Source organism: Wolbachia endosymbiont (group B) of Athalia cordata (assembly GCF_947251845.1).
GTDB lineage: Bacteria > Pseudomonadota > Alphaproteobacteria > Rickettsiales > Anaplasmataceae > Wolbachia.
The window spans coordinates 1,232,904-1,248,979 of sequence record NZ_OX366383.1 but is presented as its reverse complement, the minus strand read 5'-3'; the positions used below and the strand labels follow the sequence as shown (position 1 = coordinate 1,248,979).

Here is a 16,076-nt window from a genome sequence, read left to right as displayed (position 1 = left end):
TATTGTTTGAATCAAGAAAATTAGTACAAAGCCTTTCAACAAACGCTCAAGGCAGTTATATATTGATACTGACACAAAAATCCTTTAATTAAATTTCTCTCGCCTTAGCTTACACGATCCTCATTTTGAAATAAGTAATAATTTATTATAGTCTTGATATTTAAACATTTTGTATCTGCTGTAATGATTTCACTTCCAATTTGCTATTCTTTACATATTGAATTGCAAGCGCTAACGCTTTACTCCCAGAAGCTGTGGTACTGTAAGCTATATTTTGCAAAATAGCAGTTCTCCTGATATCCTTGCTATCTGAAACTGATTTCACACCTTTTGAAGTATTGATTACTAGATTTATTTTTCCATCTTTGAGCATATCAACTATGTGGGGTCTGCCTTCTCTCACTTTATTTACAGCTTTTGCAGCAATGCCGTTATTGTTCAGATGCAAAGCTGTGCCTTTGGTGGCATATATTTCAAAACTCAGTTCTTTCAACATTCGTACAACAGGCAATATATACTCTTTATCATCATCTTTTACTGAAACCAGAGCCGTTCCTTCTGTTGGTAACTTGTATCCTGCAGCCATGTGCACTTTTGCAAGTGCAGCTCCGAAAGATAAGTCAATTCCCATCACTTCTCCTGTTGATTTCATTTCAGGACCAAGTAAAGTGTCAATTCCCGAAAAACGCGTAAATGGAAAAACAGCAGCTTTAACTGCAAAATGATTGAAAGGCTTGTTTTCCTGATTCAATTTTTTACCCAAAATAACCTGAGTGGCAAGCTTTGCAATAGGAATATTGATTACCTTGGAAATAAAAGGAACTGTACGGCTAGCCCTTAAATTCACTTCAAGTATGTATACATCACTCTCTTGAACAGCAAACTGAATGTTTATCAGACCTTTCACTTCTAGTGCAAGAGCTATTCTTTCAGTTTGGAGCTCGATCTCTTTTATTACTTCGTCACTCAATGTATTTGTCGGTATTGAGCATGTTGAATCGCCAGAGTGGATACCAGCTTCTTCAATGTGCTCCATGACCGCTGCAATGAAAACTTTTTTCCCATCACATACAGCATCAACGTCAACCTCAACTGCATTGACTAAAAATTTATCAAGAAGCAGTGACCCGTGTTCAAAAATTTTGGTTTGATTCAAGACATACTCTTTAAAGCTCTGAGTATCGTGTCTAATCGACATAGACTGACCGCCGAGGACATATGATGGCCTAACTACTAGTGGAAACCCCACCTTTTCTGCGTTGGTTAACGCTTCTTTTACTGAATGGCAGATAGAACTTTCAGGTTGTTTTAAATTAAGTTGCAAAGCAAGGTTTTTAAATCTCATGCGATCTTCTGCAAGGTCAATAGAATCAAACGAAGTTCCCAGAATTTTGAAACCTCTCTCGTTAAGCACTTTGGCTAACTTTAAAGGTGTTTGACCACCTATTTGAACTATTACACCAACCAGTGTACCATTTTCTTGCTCTTTGCTTAGTATTTCAAGCACATCCTCTGCAATCAGTGGGGCAAAATATAAACGATCAGCGGTATCATAATCAGTTGAAACGGTTTCTGGATTACAGTTAATCATTATTGTTTCATACCCCATTTCTTTGGCGGCAGAAGCTGCATGTACACACGCATAATCAAACTCAATACCTTGACCAATGCGATTTGGACCACTTCCTAAAATGACAACTTTTTTTCGATCCGAAATATTCGCCTCACATTCCGTTTTATTTTCAACATCACCCTCATAGCAGCCATACATATAAGCAGTGCTCGATTCAAATTCAGCTGCACAGGTGTCTACACGCTTATAAACTTGTTTAATGCCAAATTTTTTTCTTATTTCTTCAATTTGTTCTACTTTCTTATTGCTTAATTTTGCCAATCTTGCATCTGAAAACCCCATTTTTTTCAGCTCTAACATTTCATATGCAGTCTCAGGAAGGCCGTTTTCCTTGATTTTTTGTTCAGCTAATATAATTTGCTGTATATTCTGCAAAAACCATAAGTCATATCCTGTAATCGAATTTATTTCTTCTATGCTTATTCCATGACGCATTGCGTCAGCAGCAATCAGTAATCTGTTTGGTAGCAATTTTGCTAACTGAGATTTTACGTGATCAATATCAATGTTCTCAGGAAATACTTCATCAAGTCCTGTAAGATCAGTTTCAAGTGAACGAAAAGCTTTCTGTAGTGACTCATTAAAAGTGCGGCCTATAGACATCACTTCCCCCACTGATTTCATGGAAGTTGATAGTTCACAATTCGTCCCCTTAAATTTCTCAAATTCAAAACGAGGAATTTTAGTGACGATATAATCAATCACTGGTTCAAATGCAGCAGGTATAACTGGAGCGCAATCATTACGTATCTCATCGAGTGAATAGCCGATAGCAAGTTTAGTTACAACTTTTGCAATAGGATAACCTGTTGCTTTTGAAGCAAGTGCAGAAGAGCGAGAAACCCTTGGATTCATTTCAATCACAACGAGGCTTCCATCTTCTTTAGGATTCACTGCAAACTGAACATTTGCACCACCGGCACTAACATCAATTTCTCTTAGCACTGCTATAGATGCATTTCTCATCTGTTGGTATTCTACGTCACGCAGAGTCAAAGCAGGAGCAACCGTGATACTATCTCCGGTGTGCACTCCCATTGGATCAATATTTTCTATCGAACAGACTATTATGCAGTTATCTTTACAATCACGGATAACTTCCATTTCATATTCTTTCCAGCCGATAATTGATTCATCTATCTGAACTTCATTTATTGGCGAAATTTTGAGAGCACTTTCTGCAATATTGAAAAACTCCTCTTTATTGTATGCTATGCCGCTACCTGCACCACCAAGGGTGAATGATGAGCGGATGATTGCTGGTAATCCAATGTAGTCCAAAGCCTCTTTTATTTGTTCTTGATTTTTTATAATGATACTTTTGGGGTATTTCAGTCCTATTCTATCCATGGACTTACGGAATAACTCTCTATCCTCTGCTTTTTTTATTGCTTCTCTATTTACCCCTATTAATTCTACGTTGTATTTGTCTAACACTCCATCATCTGCAAGTTTTATTGCACAATTGAGTGCTGTTTGCCCGCCCATTGTTGGCAATATTGCATCTGGCATCTCCTTGATTATAATTTTCTCTATGATTTCAGGCAGTACCGGCTCAATATAAGTTGCATCAGAGAATTCAGGATCTGTCATTATAGTTGCAGGATTGGAGTTAACCAAAATGACTTTATAACCTTCACTTTTTAATACTTTACAGCTTTGCGTTCCGGAATAATCAAACTCGCATGCCTGACCTATAACTATTGGGCCTGCTCCTATTACTAATATAGATTCTATATCTGTGCGTTTTGGCATAATTACAATAACGGTCTCTATTCAAGTAATGTTACCAATCTTTCCTGTGTATGTGAATTTTTATTAAACCTATTAGCTAACTGTTTTTAGGCTTGACGCATAACTGTACGAACATTGCAATTTGCGTGGCAGATTCCAGTGCTTGACACACAGCTGTACAAACATTCATTTTTGAAGGTAAATTGCACAGCAAATGATGTCATTCAAGTAGCTGACACTGGTTCCTTTATGACGGCAGTGCCCAGAGGTGTCATCCCAGTCTGGGATCCAGAAAACTTAACTTTAAATAAGTGGCCGCACAATAAAGACTAGATTCCAGACTGGAATGACACCATAGAGGCACTGGGATGACATCCTTCCTAGTGGACTCAAATCACAATGTTCATACAGTTGTGGGCTTAACGGTATCTTTGCAGATACTATGGTAATTTACTCGGAAGATTTACTAAGTGGCAAGATTTGTCCTGATATGCTACAATCTTCAGAAGCAAGTTCCACAAATTTGTCTGTCAGTTTATCAGGTGGCACCAATTCAGATATATCTTTTCCCGAAAATGCTTGCTTATACATTTCACTATCGATAGGCCCTTCCGAATACACGGCATTTATGCATAAGTTCGTATGTTTTGTCTCAGATGCATATATCTTCACCATTGCTTCTAGTGCAGCCTTACTTGCAGCATATGGTACCAAATATGGATAAGAGGAAGGAGAAAGTGTTATCTCTGAGGTCATGAATATCGCTCTTCCAGCATTAGACTTTTTTAGTATTGGACCCAAATTTTTTAGCAAGTACCAACTGGCAGTAAAATTTGTATTCATTACGTTCTGTAGATCTTCAAGCTCACAATCATGAACAGAGCTCAACTTACCTAAAATTTCAGTGCATGTAATCAGTATATCAAGCGTTCCAGATTCTGATAATTTTGGGCTTTCTATCATATTTGCCAGTTTTTCTACGTTTTCAAAGTCTAAAAGATCAAGCTGAATTAGTTTCACAGAGCCTTCTTTAAGCTCTTCAATTTCGTTATACAATGGCTTGAGATTATCAAGAGATCTGGAAATCAGAATCACACATGCACCTTCTTTTACAAATCTTTTTGCAACAGAAGAGCCTATTCCACCTGAAGCCCCGGTAATTAAAGCTATTTTACCTTCTAACTTACCCATTTCTTTCTCTTTAGCAAGATTCATTGAAATATTTTAGCTGAAAATTAAATTTTGCTCCATATATAAAAATCAAACTTAGCACATAAAAAAATAGCAACGACATCACCACACCGCCTAAACTTCCATATATCAAATTCAGTTGGTCAAAGGAAGCTTTTAAATATTGCTTGAAAGCTGAAGCAGAGATCGTCCAAAGAATAACAGCCACACAAGATCCGGGAAATACGTCTGATAAGTTTTGCTTTATGTTTGGCAATGTAAAATATAGCCAAGATACTATAGTAAAAAGCAAAAACTCAATAAGTAAATATCTAGTATAACTTAGCCCTTGGTAAGAAAAATCAATTAACATTGGCACTAATGTAAAAAATACTATAGTCAGAGTTGTAACAAGCGTAATTACTAAAAATTGTAATATACTGAGCACCCTTCTCCATATATAAGGCGATGAAACCGGAACTTTATAGGCCTTATTCAATATCGTTCTAAATCCTTCAATTGTCGATGAGGCAGTCCAAACAGCACCTACAATTGCCAAGGTTAATAAGCTTTGCGGAGGGCCTGATATTATCTCCCTAATACGTGGCATCAAAGATGATAAAATATCCTGTGGCATGTTATCAATAATAAATGCCCAGCCGACATTGTATTGATCTAAGAAATTTGCGAACGTTGATGCCATGGCTATTAAAACAATAAGAAAAGGAAATATTGATAACAGGATTAAAAATGATAGATACCCTGCGTGCTCCACTCCATCATTATAAATTGTGTCAATTAAAGCACGATAAAGGCAATAAACGATACTATAAAATTTCTGTAGCACTTGTAATATAAATAAACTAAGAAAAGTATTCTAAATGAAATAAAGCATACTTTTAAGCAAAAAATCCTCACCGTTTACTTAAATTTAATCAAAATGATAGATAATCCAGCGTTAAATACGGAGGCATAATGAAAAATTTTCTTCTACTTGTAGCTTTAATTCTTTCCTTTGCATTTGATAATGTTTTTGCTGCTGCTGTTACTGATGATGCAACAACCAATACAATATGCAAAATAGTAGGCTATACTCACGGTATAGGCGGGCCTATGATTACAATAGTGATAATAGGTGCAGCTTTGCTTGCGATATTTGGCAGAATGCCATGGCCAGCGCTTTTTGCACTTGGTGCATTTACTGCTGTGTTTTTTGGTGCACCTGTAGTTGTTTCAAAAATAGTACCAGGTGGTGTGATTTGTAAAAATGGTGCAACTGCTTGCCCTGATGGTAAAACATGGAATGCAACAACAAATACATGCGCATAATAAGCATTAAAGCTTCAAAACATTAGCAAATGGTGCTTCTTTAAGGAGCACCATCATTGCACGAACTTGTGATTTAAGCCACCATGAAGGTGTTATTCGAGTAGCTCCTTCGATGTTATCCAAGTGCCCTCTTTCTTTGTTATTCAAGTAGCTGACACTGATTCCTTTATGATGGTGTCATCCCAGTGCTTGACACTGTGATCCAGGAAATTTGATTGGATATTAAGTTTATGAGCATAGAAGCAGTTAATTTTATGTTAAAACACAACATTTTTGATGAGGCTGTATTAAGAGATGGATCCCAGTGTCAGCTACTCGGATGACACCATTTGCTATCTTCAAAAATGAATGCTCGTACAGCTGTGTGTCAGCTACTTACATAACGCCTCTCTAAAATTACTTTAGTTACAAATATTAAGAAATTTACCAAACGAAGAAAAAAAGGCAGAAGAATCCCCGTGTGACGAGTTTTATAATGTAAATTGGCGCTATAATAATGTGCTAACAAGCGCGTTTTGGCTGAATGTAGAAAAAATAAAAAAAGCCGCTATAATTTTTGTGTAATTTACCAATAAATATTTGAGTTTTTTACTGATTTTGTGATTGAGCCTGCAGGTCAAAAATAAGGATAAATACTCTTAGTATCATGGCAAGGGAGTTGGGGGAATTTGTAAAGTAATCTTTTTCGTTTGTATTCCCTTATGCTTGAGATAACTGCATGCAGGTTCATGGATCTCTTTACTCTTTAATTTCGATGAATTCCCTTTGAAGTTGAATATTGAAAATTAACTGGAGCATTGTGAATTACTTTGTATATGTGATAACAAGCCATGGCGCTCTCAGCAAAGCCATTTAGTATCAATTTTAGTTTGCCTGGATAAGTAGCTATATCTCCGATTGCATATATTCTATCTCTACTGGTTCTAAGTGTAGCTGGGTCGACAGTTATGCGGCCATGTTCTAACTCTATACCCCAACTGTTTATTGGCCCAAGATTCATTGACAATCCAAAAAATGGCAGCAAAAAATCAGCGGATATTTCTTTTTCTTCCTTAGAGGCAATGTTTTTTACTATCACTGCGCTCAACTGCCCATTACCTACTGCTAGTTCGTGTAATTGATATGGCACTACCAGTTCTATCTTTCCATTATTTTCAAGTGATTCTAATTTATTTCTAGTTTCAGGAGTGCAGCGAAATTCCTTTCTCCTATGTATCACATAAATTTTCTTTGCAACTTTAGAAAGTTCTACAGTCCAATCAGCCGCAGAATCCCCCCCCCCTGCAATGACTATAGTTTTGTCCTGAAAATCAGAAATTTTATTTACATTATAAAATACAGATTTATTTTCATATTCTAATATACCACTTAAGGGTGGACGGTTAGGTTCAAACATTCCGTTACCTGCAGCAATGATAACGGCTTTGCATTTTACCTCTGTACCTATGTTCGTTATGATAGTAAAGTTTTCACCTTCGTTATTTGAAATCTTTTCCACTTTTTGACTTAAATGGTAAACAGGCTCAAACGGTGAAGCTTGCTCCATTAGTCGCTCAATTAATTTTTGGGCAGTAATTACAGGATAACCAGGTATATCATATATTGGCTTTTCTGAGTAAAGAGATGTGCATTGTCCTCCTGCTTGATCCAAAACATCTATTACATGACATCTCATATCAAGCATTCCCGCTTGAAAAGCAGTGAATATTCCAACAGGCCCTGCACCTATTATTACGATATCGGTTTCCATATTAAGATGGTGATCTATTTATAGATATTAGCTTTCTTTGCTAACAAGGTCAATTTACAAAGGGATGTATTTTTAAAAGATGTAGCTAGATTAGATAAGATTTACAGCGTTACGAACCATCTAAATAAGCTCTAAAAATTAACTAACATTTTAAATCTGAGAAGTAAGTGCGGACGGAATGGGATTCGAACCCATGGTACGTTTCCGTACGTCAGTTTTCAAGACTGGTGCCTTAAACCGCTCGGCCATCCGTCCACCTCTTTTTTACCACAATATTTAATTTCAAGCAATCTATAAAAATCTTACTTGCCTACACAAAAGCTACTAAACACACTATCCAATATTTCCTCAACATTAATAATTCCAATTACTGCACCAAGTTCAAATGCAGCAAGCCTCAAATCTTCAGATATTAACTCAATTGGATTATCGATATTAAAACGTTGTAAATGCTCCAGTGTTTTCTGCATGTGAATCCTATGTCTTTGCCGAGTAATTACAGGAGTGTCTCTATCATGCCCAAATTTTTCCTCTACTTTCTCTTTAATTACAGAGATTAGTCTTTCTGTACCTATTCCTTTTAAAATAGAAACAGGTAAAAAATCTATACTGTTAATTTTTATGCTGTGGTCATTGATAATATCATCGGCTTTGCTCAGCACGTAAATGGTGTTACTATTTTCAACACTGCAATCGATTGCATGACGCTGTTTGAAGGGAAATAGCTCTATTCTCAAATTAGCTTCAAGGGATCTTTTTCTTGCCCGACTTATACCTTCTGATTCTACCGGATCTGAACTTTCATGAATGCCAGCAGTATCAGAAAGGATAACTGGATATCCGGCAACGTCAATATGGGCCTCGAGTATATCCCTTGTTGTACCTGCATATTCAGAAATAATAGCAATATCACGCTTGGCCAAAAAATTAAACAGCGTTGATTTACCAACATTTGGTTTACCAGTTATTACAACGTGTAAACCCTCACGCAACCTTTCGCCTCGTCTATTATCATTTAGGTGCTCTTGTATTGATTGCACAAGAGTTTTCACTTCATTATTAATTTTTTCCAACTCATTTTTTTCTGCCAAAATATCTTCTGGAAAGTCTATATATGCTTCGATTTTGGATTGTATCGTTATTAATTTCTGCTTCCAACTGCTATATAGCCTCTCCAATTCTCCTGATATCTGCTTAATCGCTTGTTTAGCTTGCATTTTTGTCTCAGCATCAATTAAGTCTGCAATCCCTTCTATTTGCGTTAAGTCAAATTTACCATTTAGAAAAGCCCTAAGTGAGAATTCCCCAGGCCTGGCCATAACGAAAATTTTTGATAATTCCTCCAAGATTATTTTTATAATTGCCTTGCTTCCATGCATTTGTAACTCTATAACATCCTCGCCAGTGAAGCTGTTTGGGGCAGGAAAATAAATAATTATTCCATTGTCTATCAATTGATTGGAACCATCATATAAGTCAACTAAAGTAGCAAGCCTTGGTTTAACTTCTTTCTTAATGTTAAAATGATTTAAAGCTTTAAGTGCATCGTTACCTGAAATTCTAATTACTGCAACTCCTGACTTACCAAATACAGTTGATAAGGCAAAGATAGTTTCATTTTTGTTTGTCATTAATTTATATACACTACTTAGCAATTTAAAATACTTAATCTAAAAAATTTTTACTTATTTTGCTAATTTATGTTAATGCAGTATTAGTAAATATATTGTATAGAAAAACCGTCAGGTAAAAATATTTATTTTGAAAACTGATAATATGATTTATAATCATGAATACGGGTTTTAAACATTTTATGCTCAAGAAATTAGCTTGGTATTGGTCATTTATAGAGTTGATTAAAGGGTTTGTTATTACATTAAAATATATGTTTAAGCCAAAGGTTACTTTGAGATATCCTATGGAGAAGGGCCCGTTAAGTCCAAGGTTTCGTGGTGAGCATGCGTTGCGTAGGTATCCAAACGGTGAAGAGCGCTGCATAGCTTGTAAATTATGTGAAGTTATCTGCCCTGCCCAAGCAATAGTTATCGAAGCAGAGGAAAAAGAAGACGGAAGTCGTCGCACTACACGTTATGATATTGATATGACAAAATGTATATATTGTGGGCTTTGCCAGGAAGCATGTCCTGTTGATGCAATTGTGGAGGGTCCTAACTTTGAATTTGCTACTGAAACAAGAGAAGAGCTAATGTACAATAAGGAAAAATTATTGCGTAATGGTGAAGTTTGGGAAGACGCAATTGCACTCAGGTTAAAAAAAAATAGACCTTATTATTAATGTTCAGAGCTTATAACCCTGTTATCCATTATGATTTAGGGGCAGTGCCCACCAGGGGTGGTGTCATCCCAGTGCTTGACACTGGGATCTATCTTATTTTCATCATGGACATTATTTTAACATATGTTCCTAGAATCTGTTGTCCATTGCATAACTTGCGAATATTTTTATACTTAGATCCCAGTGTCAGCTACTCGGATGACATCATAGGGGGCACTGGAATGAACACCAGATATTGGCTTTTACTGATTATACAGGAGGTATGACAAATGATAAAAGTCACTTTTTCAACTGAACAAAAAGTAGAGAAATATAGCTGTAAGGTTACCGATTTTAATATACTACAACCAGAGGTTTTAAAGGAAGCAGTTGCTTTAAAGATCAATGGTGAGCTATATGACCTCTCACATGAAATTGAATCTGATACAGAGATAGAGGTAATACAACTGAGTGACGAAGCGGGTTTAGATATAATAAGGCATGATGCTGCTCATATAATGGCGCAGGCAGTAAAAGAGCTCTTTCCTAATACTCAGATTACTATCGGGCCAACAATTCAAGATGGTTTCTACTATGATTTTGCTACAGATCGTGCCTTTACCACGGACGATCTTACTGCAATAGAAAAAAAAATGAAGGAAATTATAAAAAGTAACCACAGATTCGTCCGAGAAGTTTGGACTCGTAAGCAGGCAATTGATTTCTTTAGTGATATAGGTGAAAGATACAAGGTTGATATTGTCTCATCAATACCAGAAAACGAAAACCTAACTGTTTATAAACAAGGCAACTTTGTAGACCTATGTCGTGGTCCGCACTCACCATCAACTGGCAGAGTTAAAGCGTTTAAACTTATGAAAGTAGCAGGTGCATACTGGCGTGGCGATTCTAAGGGCCCAATGTTGCAAAGAATATATGGCACCGCGTGGAGAAATAAGGATGAATTAAATACTTATCTTAAACGTCTGGAGGAAGCAGAAAAACGCGACCACCGCAAAATTGCTAAGGATATGGACTTATTTCACATTCAAGAGGAAGCTGTTGGGCAGATTTTTTGGCATGAACAGGGATATACTTTATATAATGTTCTTGAGTCTTACATCAGAAAAAAGTTAATGAACAATGGCTACTTTGAGGTAAAAACACCTATTTTAGTAAGCAAAGAGCTGTGGGAAAAATCGGGACATTGGGATAAGTTTCGTGAAAATATGTTCATTATTGATGAATCTGAAAGTAAAAAGCTAGCAATAAAACCCATGAATTGCCCTTGTCATGTGCAGATTTTTAATTCTCACACCAGAAGCTATCGTGATTTACCGATACGTATGGCAGAGTTTGGCACATGCCATAGAAATGAAAGCTCAGGCTCATTGCATGGAATGATGCGAGTGCGTGGTTTTACGCAAGACGATGCACATATTTTTTGTATGGAAAAACAAGTGAATTCTGAAACTGTAAAGTTTTGTGACCTTTTAAAAGAAGTATATTCAGAACTTGGGTTCAATGAAATTTCTGTGAAATTTTCAGACCGTCCAGATACTAGATCAGGTAATGATGAAGTGTGGGATAGAGCTGAAAGAGCACTGCTTGAAGCAGTTAAAGAAGCAGGGCTTAGTTATGAACTTAATCCTGGTGAAGGTGCATTTTATGGTCCAAAGTTAGAGTTTGTTTTGAAAGATGCAATAGGTAGAAATTGGCAATGTGGAACGTTGCAAGTTGATTTTATTTTACCGGAGCGGCTTGGAGCTTTTTATATAGGAGCAGACGGACAAAAGCACCATCCTGTTATGCTACATAGAGCAATTCTTGGAACTTTTGAACGTTTTATTGGGATTTTGATAGAAAATTATGCAGGAAAATTTCCAATTTGGCTTGCTCCAACGCAACTTGCTATTCTGACCATTATAAATGAAGCTGATGGTTATGCTACTGAAATCAGCAATATTTTAAAAGAACAAGGTGTTAGAATTAAGACCGATTTGACCAATGAAAAAATTAGTTATAAGATACGCTTGCATAGTTCAAATAAGGTACCTATATTATGGGTTATAGGTAAAAATGAGATCATCAATAGAACTGTGTCAGTGAGAAATTTAGGGTCAGAAGAACAAGAGTCTTTTCCTTTGGAAAAGGCTACTGAGTTGCTTTTAAAAAGTATTAATTTGAGTTAAGGGAGAAAAACTTGCAAGTTCAAAAGAATAATAAAAACAAAATTAATGAATTCATCACAGCTAAGGAAGTACGCTTAGTTGATCATAATGGTGAAATGGTTGGAATTGTGCCATTAAGACAAGCTTTGGAAGTTGCACAAGGTGTCAATTTAGACTTGGTAGAAATTGCACCTGATTCAACTCCTCCAGTATGTAAAATACTCGACTACAGTAAACAAAAATATGATGCAAAAAAGAAGGCAAGCGAGGCAAAAAAGAAACAAAGAGCATTAACTATAAAGGAAATTAAGCTGGGCCCCAATATTGATAATCATGACTATGAAACAAAATTGCGTCAAACAAGAGATTTTCTTATATCTGGGCATAAAATCAAGTGCACAATGAAATTTAGAGGTAGAGAGCTTATAAATACTGAGGTTGGAGTGGAAAAATTAGAACGGCTAATTCGAGACACTGAAGATATTGCAAAGGTAGAGCTAGCGCCTAAAAGGGAAGGAAATCAATATTTTCTAACTCTGGTTGCTAAGTAGTAAAACGACTTAAAAGTGTAAGTTAAGTTACTGCCCTATCTTCAATTACATGACGAAAATGTCTGATTAGCCCTTGCACTGGCCAAGCTGCAGCATCGCCAAGCGCACAAATTGTATGTCCTTCTATTTGAGTTGTAAGGTCAAGTAGCTTATCTACTTCACCAGGTTTAATATTTCCTGCTACCATTCTTCTCATAATTCTCCACATCCATCCAGTACCTTCACGACATGGTGTACATTGCCCACAGGACTCATGCATATAGAAATGTGATAATCTTTCTATTGCAGCTATTATGTCAGTTGATTTATCCATCACTATCACAGCAGCAGTACCAAGCCCTGATTGTACAGCTCTCAATGAATCAAAATCCATTTCAATAGTATCGCATATAGATTTTGGAATTAATGGTACTGAAGACCCACCAGGTATTACAGCAAGTAAGTTATCCCAACCTCCTCGCACTCCACCTGCATATTTTTCAATTAATTTACGTAGTGAAATTCCTAGCTCTTCTTCAACATTACATGGATTATTTACATGCCCTGAAATACAAAAGACCTTAGTGCCAGTATTATTTGGTTTACCAAGAGATGCAAACCACTCTCCTCCGCGATTTAGGATATCTGGAACCATAGATATAGTTTCAACGTTGTTTATTGTAGTGGGGCAGCCAAAAAGTCCAACACCTGCGGGAAATGGAGGTTTCATGCGAGGAAAGCCCTTTTTTCCTTCAATGGATTCGAGTTGAGCTGTTTCTTCCCCACATATGTAAGCTCCTGCACCCCTATGGATAAACACATCAAGATCATAACCTGACTTGCAGGCATTTTTTCCAATTAAGTTTTCTTTATAGGCTTCCTCAAGTGCTTTTTTTAGAACTAAATGTTCATTATAAAATTCACCCCTGATATAAATATACGCAGCTGATGCGCTGATCGCTCTGCCAGCCAGAAGAATTCCCTCAAGTAGCTTGTGTGGCTCATATCGTAATATGTTCCTGTCTTTACATGTACCAGGTTCTGACTCATCTGCATTGACTACTAAATATGCTTTTGGAGGATTTTTAGGCATAAAGCTCCACTTAAGGCCAGTAGAAAATCCTGCACCCCCTCGACCTCTCAAGCCAGATTTCTTTACTTCATCAATGATTTTTTCTGATCCTAAATCCAGTAATTCCTTTGTTTTTTGCCAACTACCACGTTTTTTTGCACCCTCAAGTAGTGGTGTTTCTTTACCATTTAAGTTTGTGAATATTTTGTCCTGTTCTTTTAGCATGCTTTTAAGATTCTAAGTGATCCCGACGCGATTCGAACGCGTGACCCACTGATTAAAAGTCAGTTGCTCTACCGGCTGAGCTACGGGATCATTTTATTTTTCAGCTATACTAAACAGTAATATAGTTTTTATCCATTTTAATCAAACTAAAATTTTCATGTGTGGTTAAATAAATTATATAATGTACTGTATTAGTGATAATTTAATTAAAAATTTTTGAAGGAAAACTTCTTGTTAATTCAAAGATTCATTTGGTAAAGCTGACGTACAACTCTAAAAAGATAGAGAATTATACATAAATGCAGAATTTGTGCACTATTTAGCAATAGCCTCACAAATAAATATTTCTTGCATTTCAGCCTGAGTGATTTATGCTTTAAGCAAAAGTTGGGGGCATAGCTCAGCTGGTAGAGCATCTGTTTTGCACGCAGAAGGTCAGCGGTTCGATCCCGCTTGCCTCCACCAAACAATACACGAGAAAAGGGCGGTTAGCTCAGTTGGTAGAGCATCTCGTTTACACCGAGGGGGTCGGCACTGTCATCACTGCCATTAAGTTAAGGGAAAGAGAAGTTAAGATTGGACAAAAAATTTGAAGTGATTGATAATTATGGTAAATACTAGGGTGAATTTTTAAGAAAAGGGAGTCTGAAAAGTGCAAGTTATTTAAAAAAGTAATAATTGCAGGTTATTTTGCAAAGAATGTACTAATACAATGATACTGAAAAGATATCTTGAATTTAAAACACATGTTTTCTAGCTCTTTTCTGGTAGTTGAGTGAACGAATATCAGATATCTTATGACGATCAACTCTTCTCCCTTTTCTTACCACTAAAGTGTTCATCAAAAATAACTGTGATAGTCGATCCATAATGCAGTCTATGTCTGACTCTGTAGAAAAAATATCAAAGGCTAAGTTTTTAATCGCATTAAATGAGACAGATTTATTGATGCTTTTTTTTAGTTTACTATTCTGTGCGCTCAATGTCTCTTCATCATCTTCTATCATGATACTTTCTAGATTACTGATGAAGATAGTTGACCAAAAATCCTGCTTGATAGTTTCAATACTTTTTCCTGTGAAATTCTCTAAATTTAATCTTCCCTTCAGCCTAGAAAAAAATGTTTCTACTCCCCAGCGCAAGTAATATAATCTCTCAAACTCTTCGACTGTAAAACTTTGCTCATCTAACAGATGATGTTACTAACACTTCAACTTCTCCAGAAGAAAGTATTATTTTGACTAACCTGAATTTCATCTCATCAGGTAATCCTAGCTTTCGTAGCTGTCTTGCTACTTTAATAGGTGCGGTAGACACTACCACCGTACTAGATGGGCTTTCCGGCTTAAACATAGCGTTTATTTCATTGAAAGACGAACTTGGACAGCGAATTATATAATTGATTTTCCTTCCTGTAAGCTCAGCAAGAAATCGATAAGATACGTATCCTCTATCACAGATTAACAAATCGTCTGATTTTATGGATTCAAGCATACCGATCGCTAAATCAACCTCATAGCTGTCACCTCTACTTAGCACAGATTTTATTGCAATATTATTTAGCACATCGTAGCAAACTTCAAAGGTTGCACTTGTATAGTCTTCAAATCTCTGGATTCCATTCCATACTGCTCTTGAGCTAAACTCGCCTATTATTTTGTCGCTCTTTGGCAGAATCAGTATTGAAGCATCAAATGCAAGTACTCTGAAGCCATGGTGGGTTTTAAATTCCTGATCTTGGTAGTATAGGGAAACTATATCATCATTTAACTCTGAAAACGCAGTATGCTTTAGCTTCTTTCTTGCTTGAGTAAATGCACTTGCCGTAATTGTGTAATCTTTTCTTGTATGCAGAACAAACTCATTAAGCATTACTTGTAATGACTTTACACTCTTTCTAAAAATCAGGAGAAATACATTAATGAAGGGCAGCTTTCTTTTTCGTGAGAAGTCTTTTGAGGATGCTCTGTGTGCGTTTATAAAGTTTAAACTCATCAATTTATTTTTTATAAACATGATTATTCTTTTTTTTACTCATGTCATTACTTCTTTTAATTTGTGGATCTTACCTGATTTTACAATACAGTCCATCACTTCCCCTTAACTTAATGGCAGTGATCCCAGACTGGGATGACAGGAGAAGGAAACGCCGGAATGGCAGGGGAAAGAAACACTGGGATGACAGTG

12 protein-coding genes, 3 tRNA genes and 1 pseudogene are annotated in these 16,076 nt (G+C 36.4%); 6 read left to right on the top strand and 10 right to left on the bottom strand.

All coding sequences use genetic code 11. The features are described 5' to 3' along the window. Positions 1 to 160: 160 nt before the first annotated feature. A complete protein-coding gene (gene carB, locus OPR30_RS05775; RefSeq protein WP_265030625.1) occupies positions 161 to 3,388 on the bottom strand; it encodes a carbamoyl-phosphate synthase large subunit in 3,228 nt (1,075 codons plus the stop codon). Positions 3,389 to 3,526: 138 nt separating this feature from the next. On the opposite strand from carB, the gene OPR30_RS05770 reads away from it, so the two are divergent. Then, the gene (locus OPR30_RS05770) at positions 3,527 to 3,700 is read left to right on the top strand and encodes a hypothetical protein (RefSeq protein ID WP_010405589.1); all 174 of its coding nucleotides are present in this window, start codon (positions 3,527 to 3,529) and stop codon (positions 3,698 to 3,700) included. Between the two features lie 117 nt (positions 3,701 to 3,817). Here the strand turns inward: OPR30_RS05770 and OPR30_RS05765 are convergent, their stop codons facing one another. Continuing rightward, positions 3,818 to 4,582 carry an SDR family oxidoreductase gene (locus tag OPR30_RS05765; RefSeq protein ID WP_265030624.1) on the bottom strand — a complete coding sequence of 255 codons (765 nt, stop codon included), beginning with the start codon at positions 4,580 to 4,582 and terminating at the stop codon, positions 3,818 to 3,820. After that, positions 4,569 to 5,384 carry a YihY/virulence factor BrkB family protein gene (locus tag OPR30_RS05760; protein ID WP_265030623.1) on the bottom strand — a complete coding sequence of 272 codons (816 nt, stop codon included), beginning with the start codon at positions 5,382 to 5,384 and terminating at the stop codon, positions 4,569 to 4,571. The genes OPR30_RS05765 and OPR30_RS05760 overlap by 14 nt, the downstream gene beginning before the upstream one ends. A gap of 128 nt (positions 5,385 to 5,512) precedes the next feature. On the opposite strand from OPR30_RS05760, the gene OPR30_RS05755 reads away from it, so the two are divergent. After that, positions 5,513 to 5,866: a TrbC/VirB2 family protein gene (locus OPR30_RS05755; RefSeq protein WP_265030622.1), complete on the top strand. Its 354-nt coding sequence runs from the start codon at positions 5,513 to 5,515 to the stop codon at positions 5,864 to 5,866. A 6-nt stretch (positions 5,867 to 5,872) separates the two neighbouring features. Here the strand turns inward: OPR30_RS05755 and OPR30_RS05750 are convergent, their stop codons facing one another. From OPR30_RS05750 to mnmE, 4 genes are all read right to left on the bottom strand, one after another. Next, positions 5,873 to 6,013 (bottom strand): hypothetical protein, encoded by a 141-nt coding sequence (locus OPR30_RS05750; RefSeq protein WP_164741540.1) that lies wholly within the window; start codon positions 6,011 to 6,013, stop codon positions 5,873 to 5,875. A gap of 598 nt (positions 6,014 to 6,611) precedes the next feature. After that, a complete protein-coding gene (locus tag OPR30_RS05745) occupies positions 6,612 to 7,616 on the bottom strand; it encodes an NAD(P)/FAD-dependent oxidoreductase (protein ID WP_265030620.1) in 1,005 nt (334 codons plus the stop codon). Between the two features lie 170 nt (positions 7,617 to 7,786). Beyond that, a tRNA-Ser gene (locus OPR30_RS05740) sits at positions 7,787 to 7,871 on the bottom strand. Positions 7,872 to 7,918: 47 nt separating this feature from the next. Continuing rightward, the gene (gene mnmE, locus OPR30_RS05735) at positions 7,919 to 9,247 is read right to left on the bottom strand and encodes a tRNA uridine-5-carboxymethylaminomethyl(34) synthesis GTPase MnmE (RefSeq protein ID WP_264374501.1); all 1,329 of its coding nucleotides are present in this window, start codon (positions 9,245 to 9,247) and stop codon (positions 7,919 to 7,921) included. A 182-nt stretch (positions 9,248 to 9,429) separates the two neighbouring features. Here mnmE and nuoI point away from each other — a divergent pair, with 182 nt between their 5' ends. From nuoI to infC, 3 genes are all read left to right on the top strand, one after another. Further along, positions 9,430 to 9,912, top strand: a complete 483-nt coding sequence (gene nuoI, locus OPR30_RS05730) for an NADH-quinone oxidoreductase subunit NuoI (RefSeq protein WP_264374802.1) — start codon at positions 9,430 to 9,432, stop codon at positions 9,910 to 9,912. 269 nt (positions 9,913 to 10,181) lie between these two features. Then, positions 10,182 to 12,083: a threonine--tRNA ligase gene (thrS, locus tag OPR30_RS05725; protein ID WP_264374502.1), complete on the top strand. Its 1,902-nt coding sequence runs from the start codon at positions 10,182 to 10,184 to the stop codon at positions 12,081 to 12,083. 11 nt (positions 12,084 to 12,094) lie between these two features. Beyond that, positions 12,095 to 12,613, top strand: a complete 519-nt coding sequence (gene infC / locus OPR30_RS05720; RefSeq protein WP_010404127.1) for a translation initiation factor IF-3 — start codon at positions 12,095 to 12,097, stop codon at positions 12,611 to 12,613. A gap of 22 nt (positions 12,614 to 12,635) precedes the next feature. On the opposite strand, the gene nuoF is transcribed toward infC, so the two are convergent. After that, positions 12,636 to 13,889, bottom strand: coding sequence for an NADH-quinone oxidoreductase subunit NuoF (gene nuoF / locus OPR30_RS05715; protein WP_264374503.1), 1,254 nt, complete (start codon positions 13,887 to 13,889; stop codon positions 12,636 to 12,638). A 17-nt stretch (positions 13,890 to 13,906) separates the two neighbouring features. Beyond that, positions 13,907 to 13,979 (bottom strand) — tRNA-Lys (locus tag OPR30_RS05710). Positions 13,980 to 14,278: 299 nt separating this feature from the next. On the opposite strand from OPR30_RS05710, the gene OPR30_RS05705 reads away from it, so the two are divergent. Next, positions 14,279 to 14,354, top strand: a tRNA-Ala gene (locus OPR30_RS05705). 272 nt (positions 14,355 to 14,626) lie between these two features. Here the strand turns inward: OPR30_RS05705 and OPR30_RS05700 are convergent. Continuing rightward, positions 14,627 to 15,905 (bottom strand): annotated as a pseudogene (locus tag OPR30_RS05700) (IS4-like element ISWpi18 family transposase). Between the last annotated feature and the right edge of the window lie 171 nt (positions 15,906 to 16,076).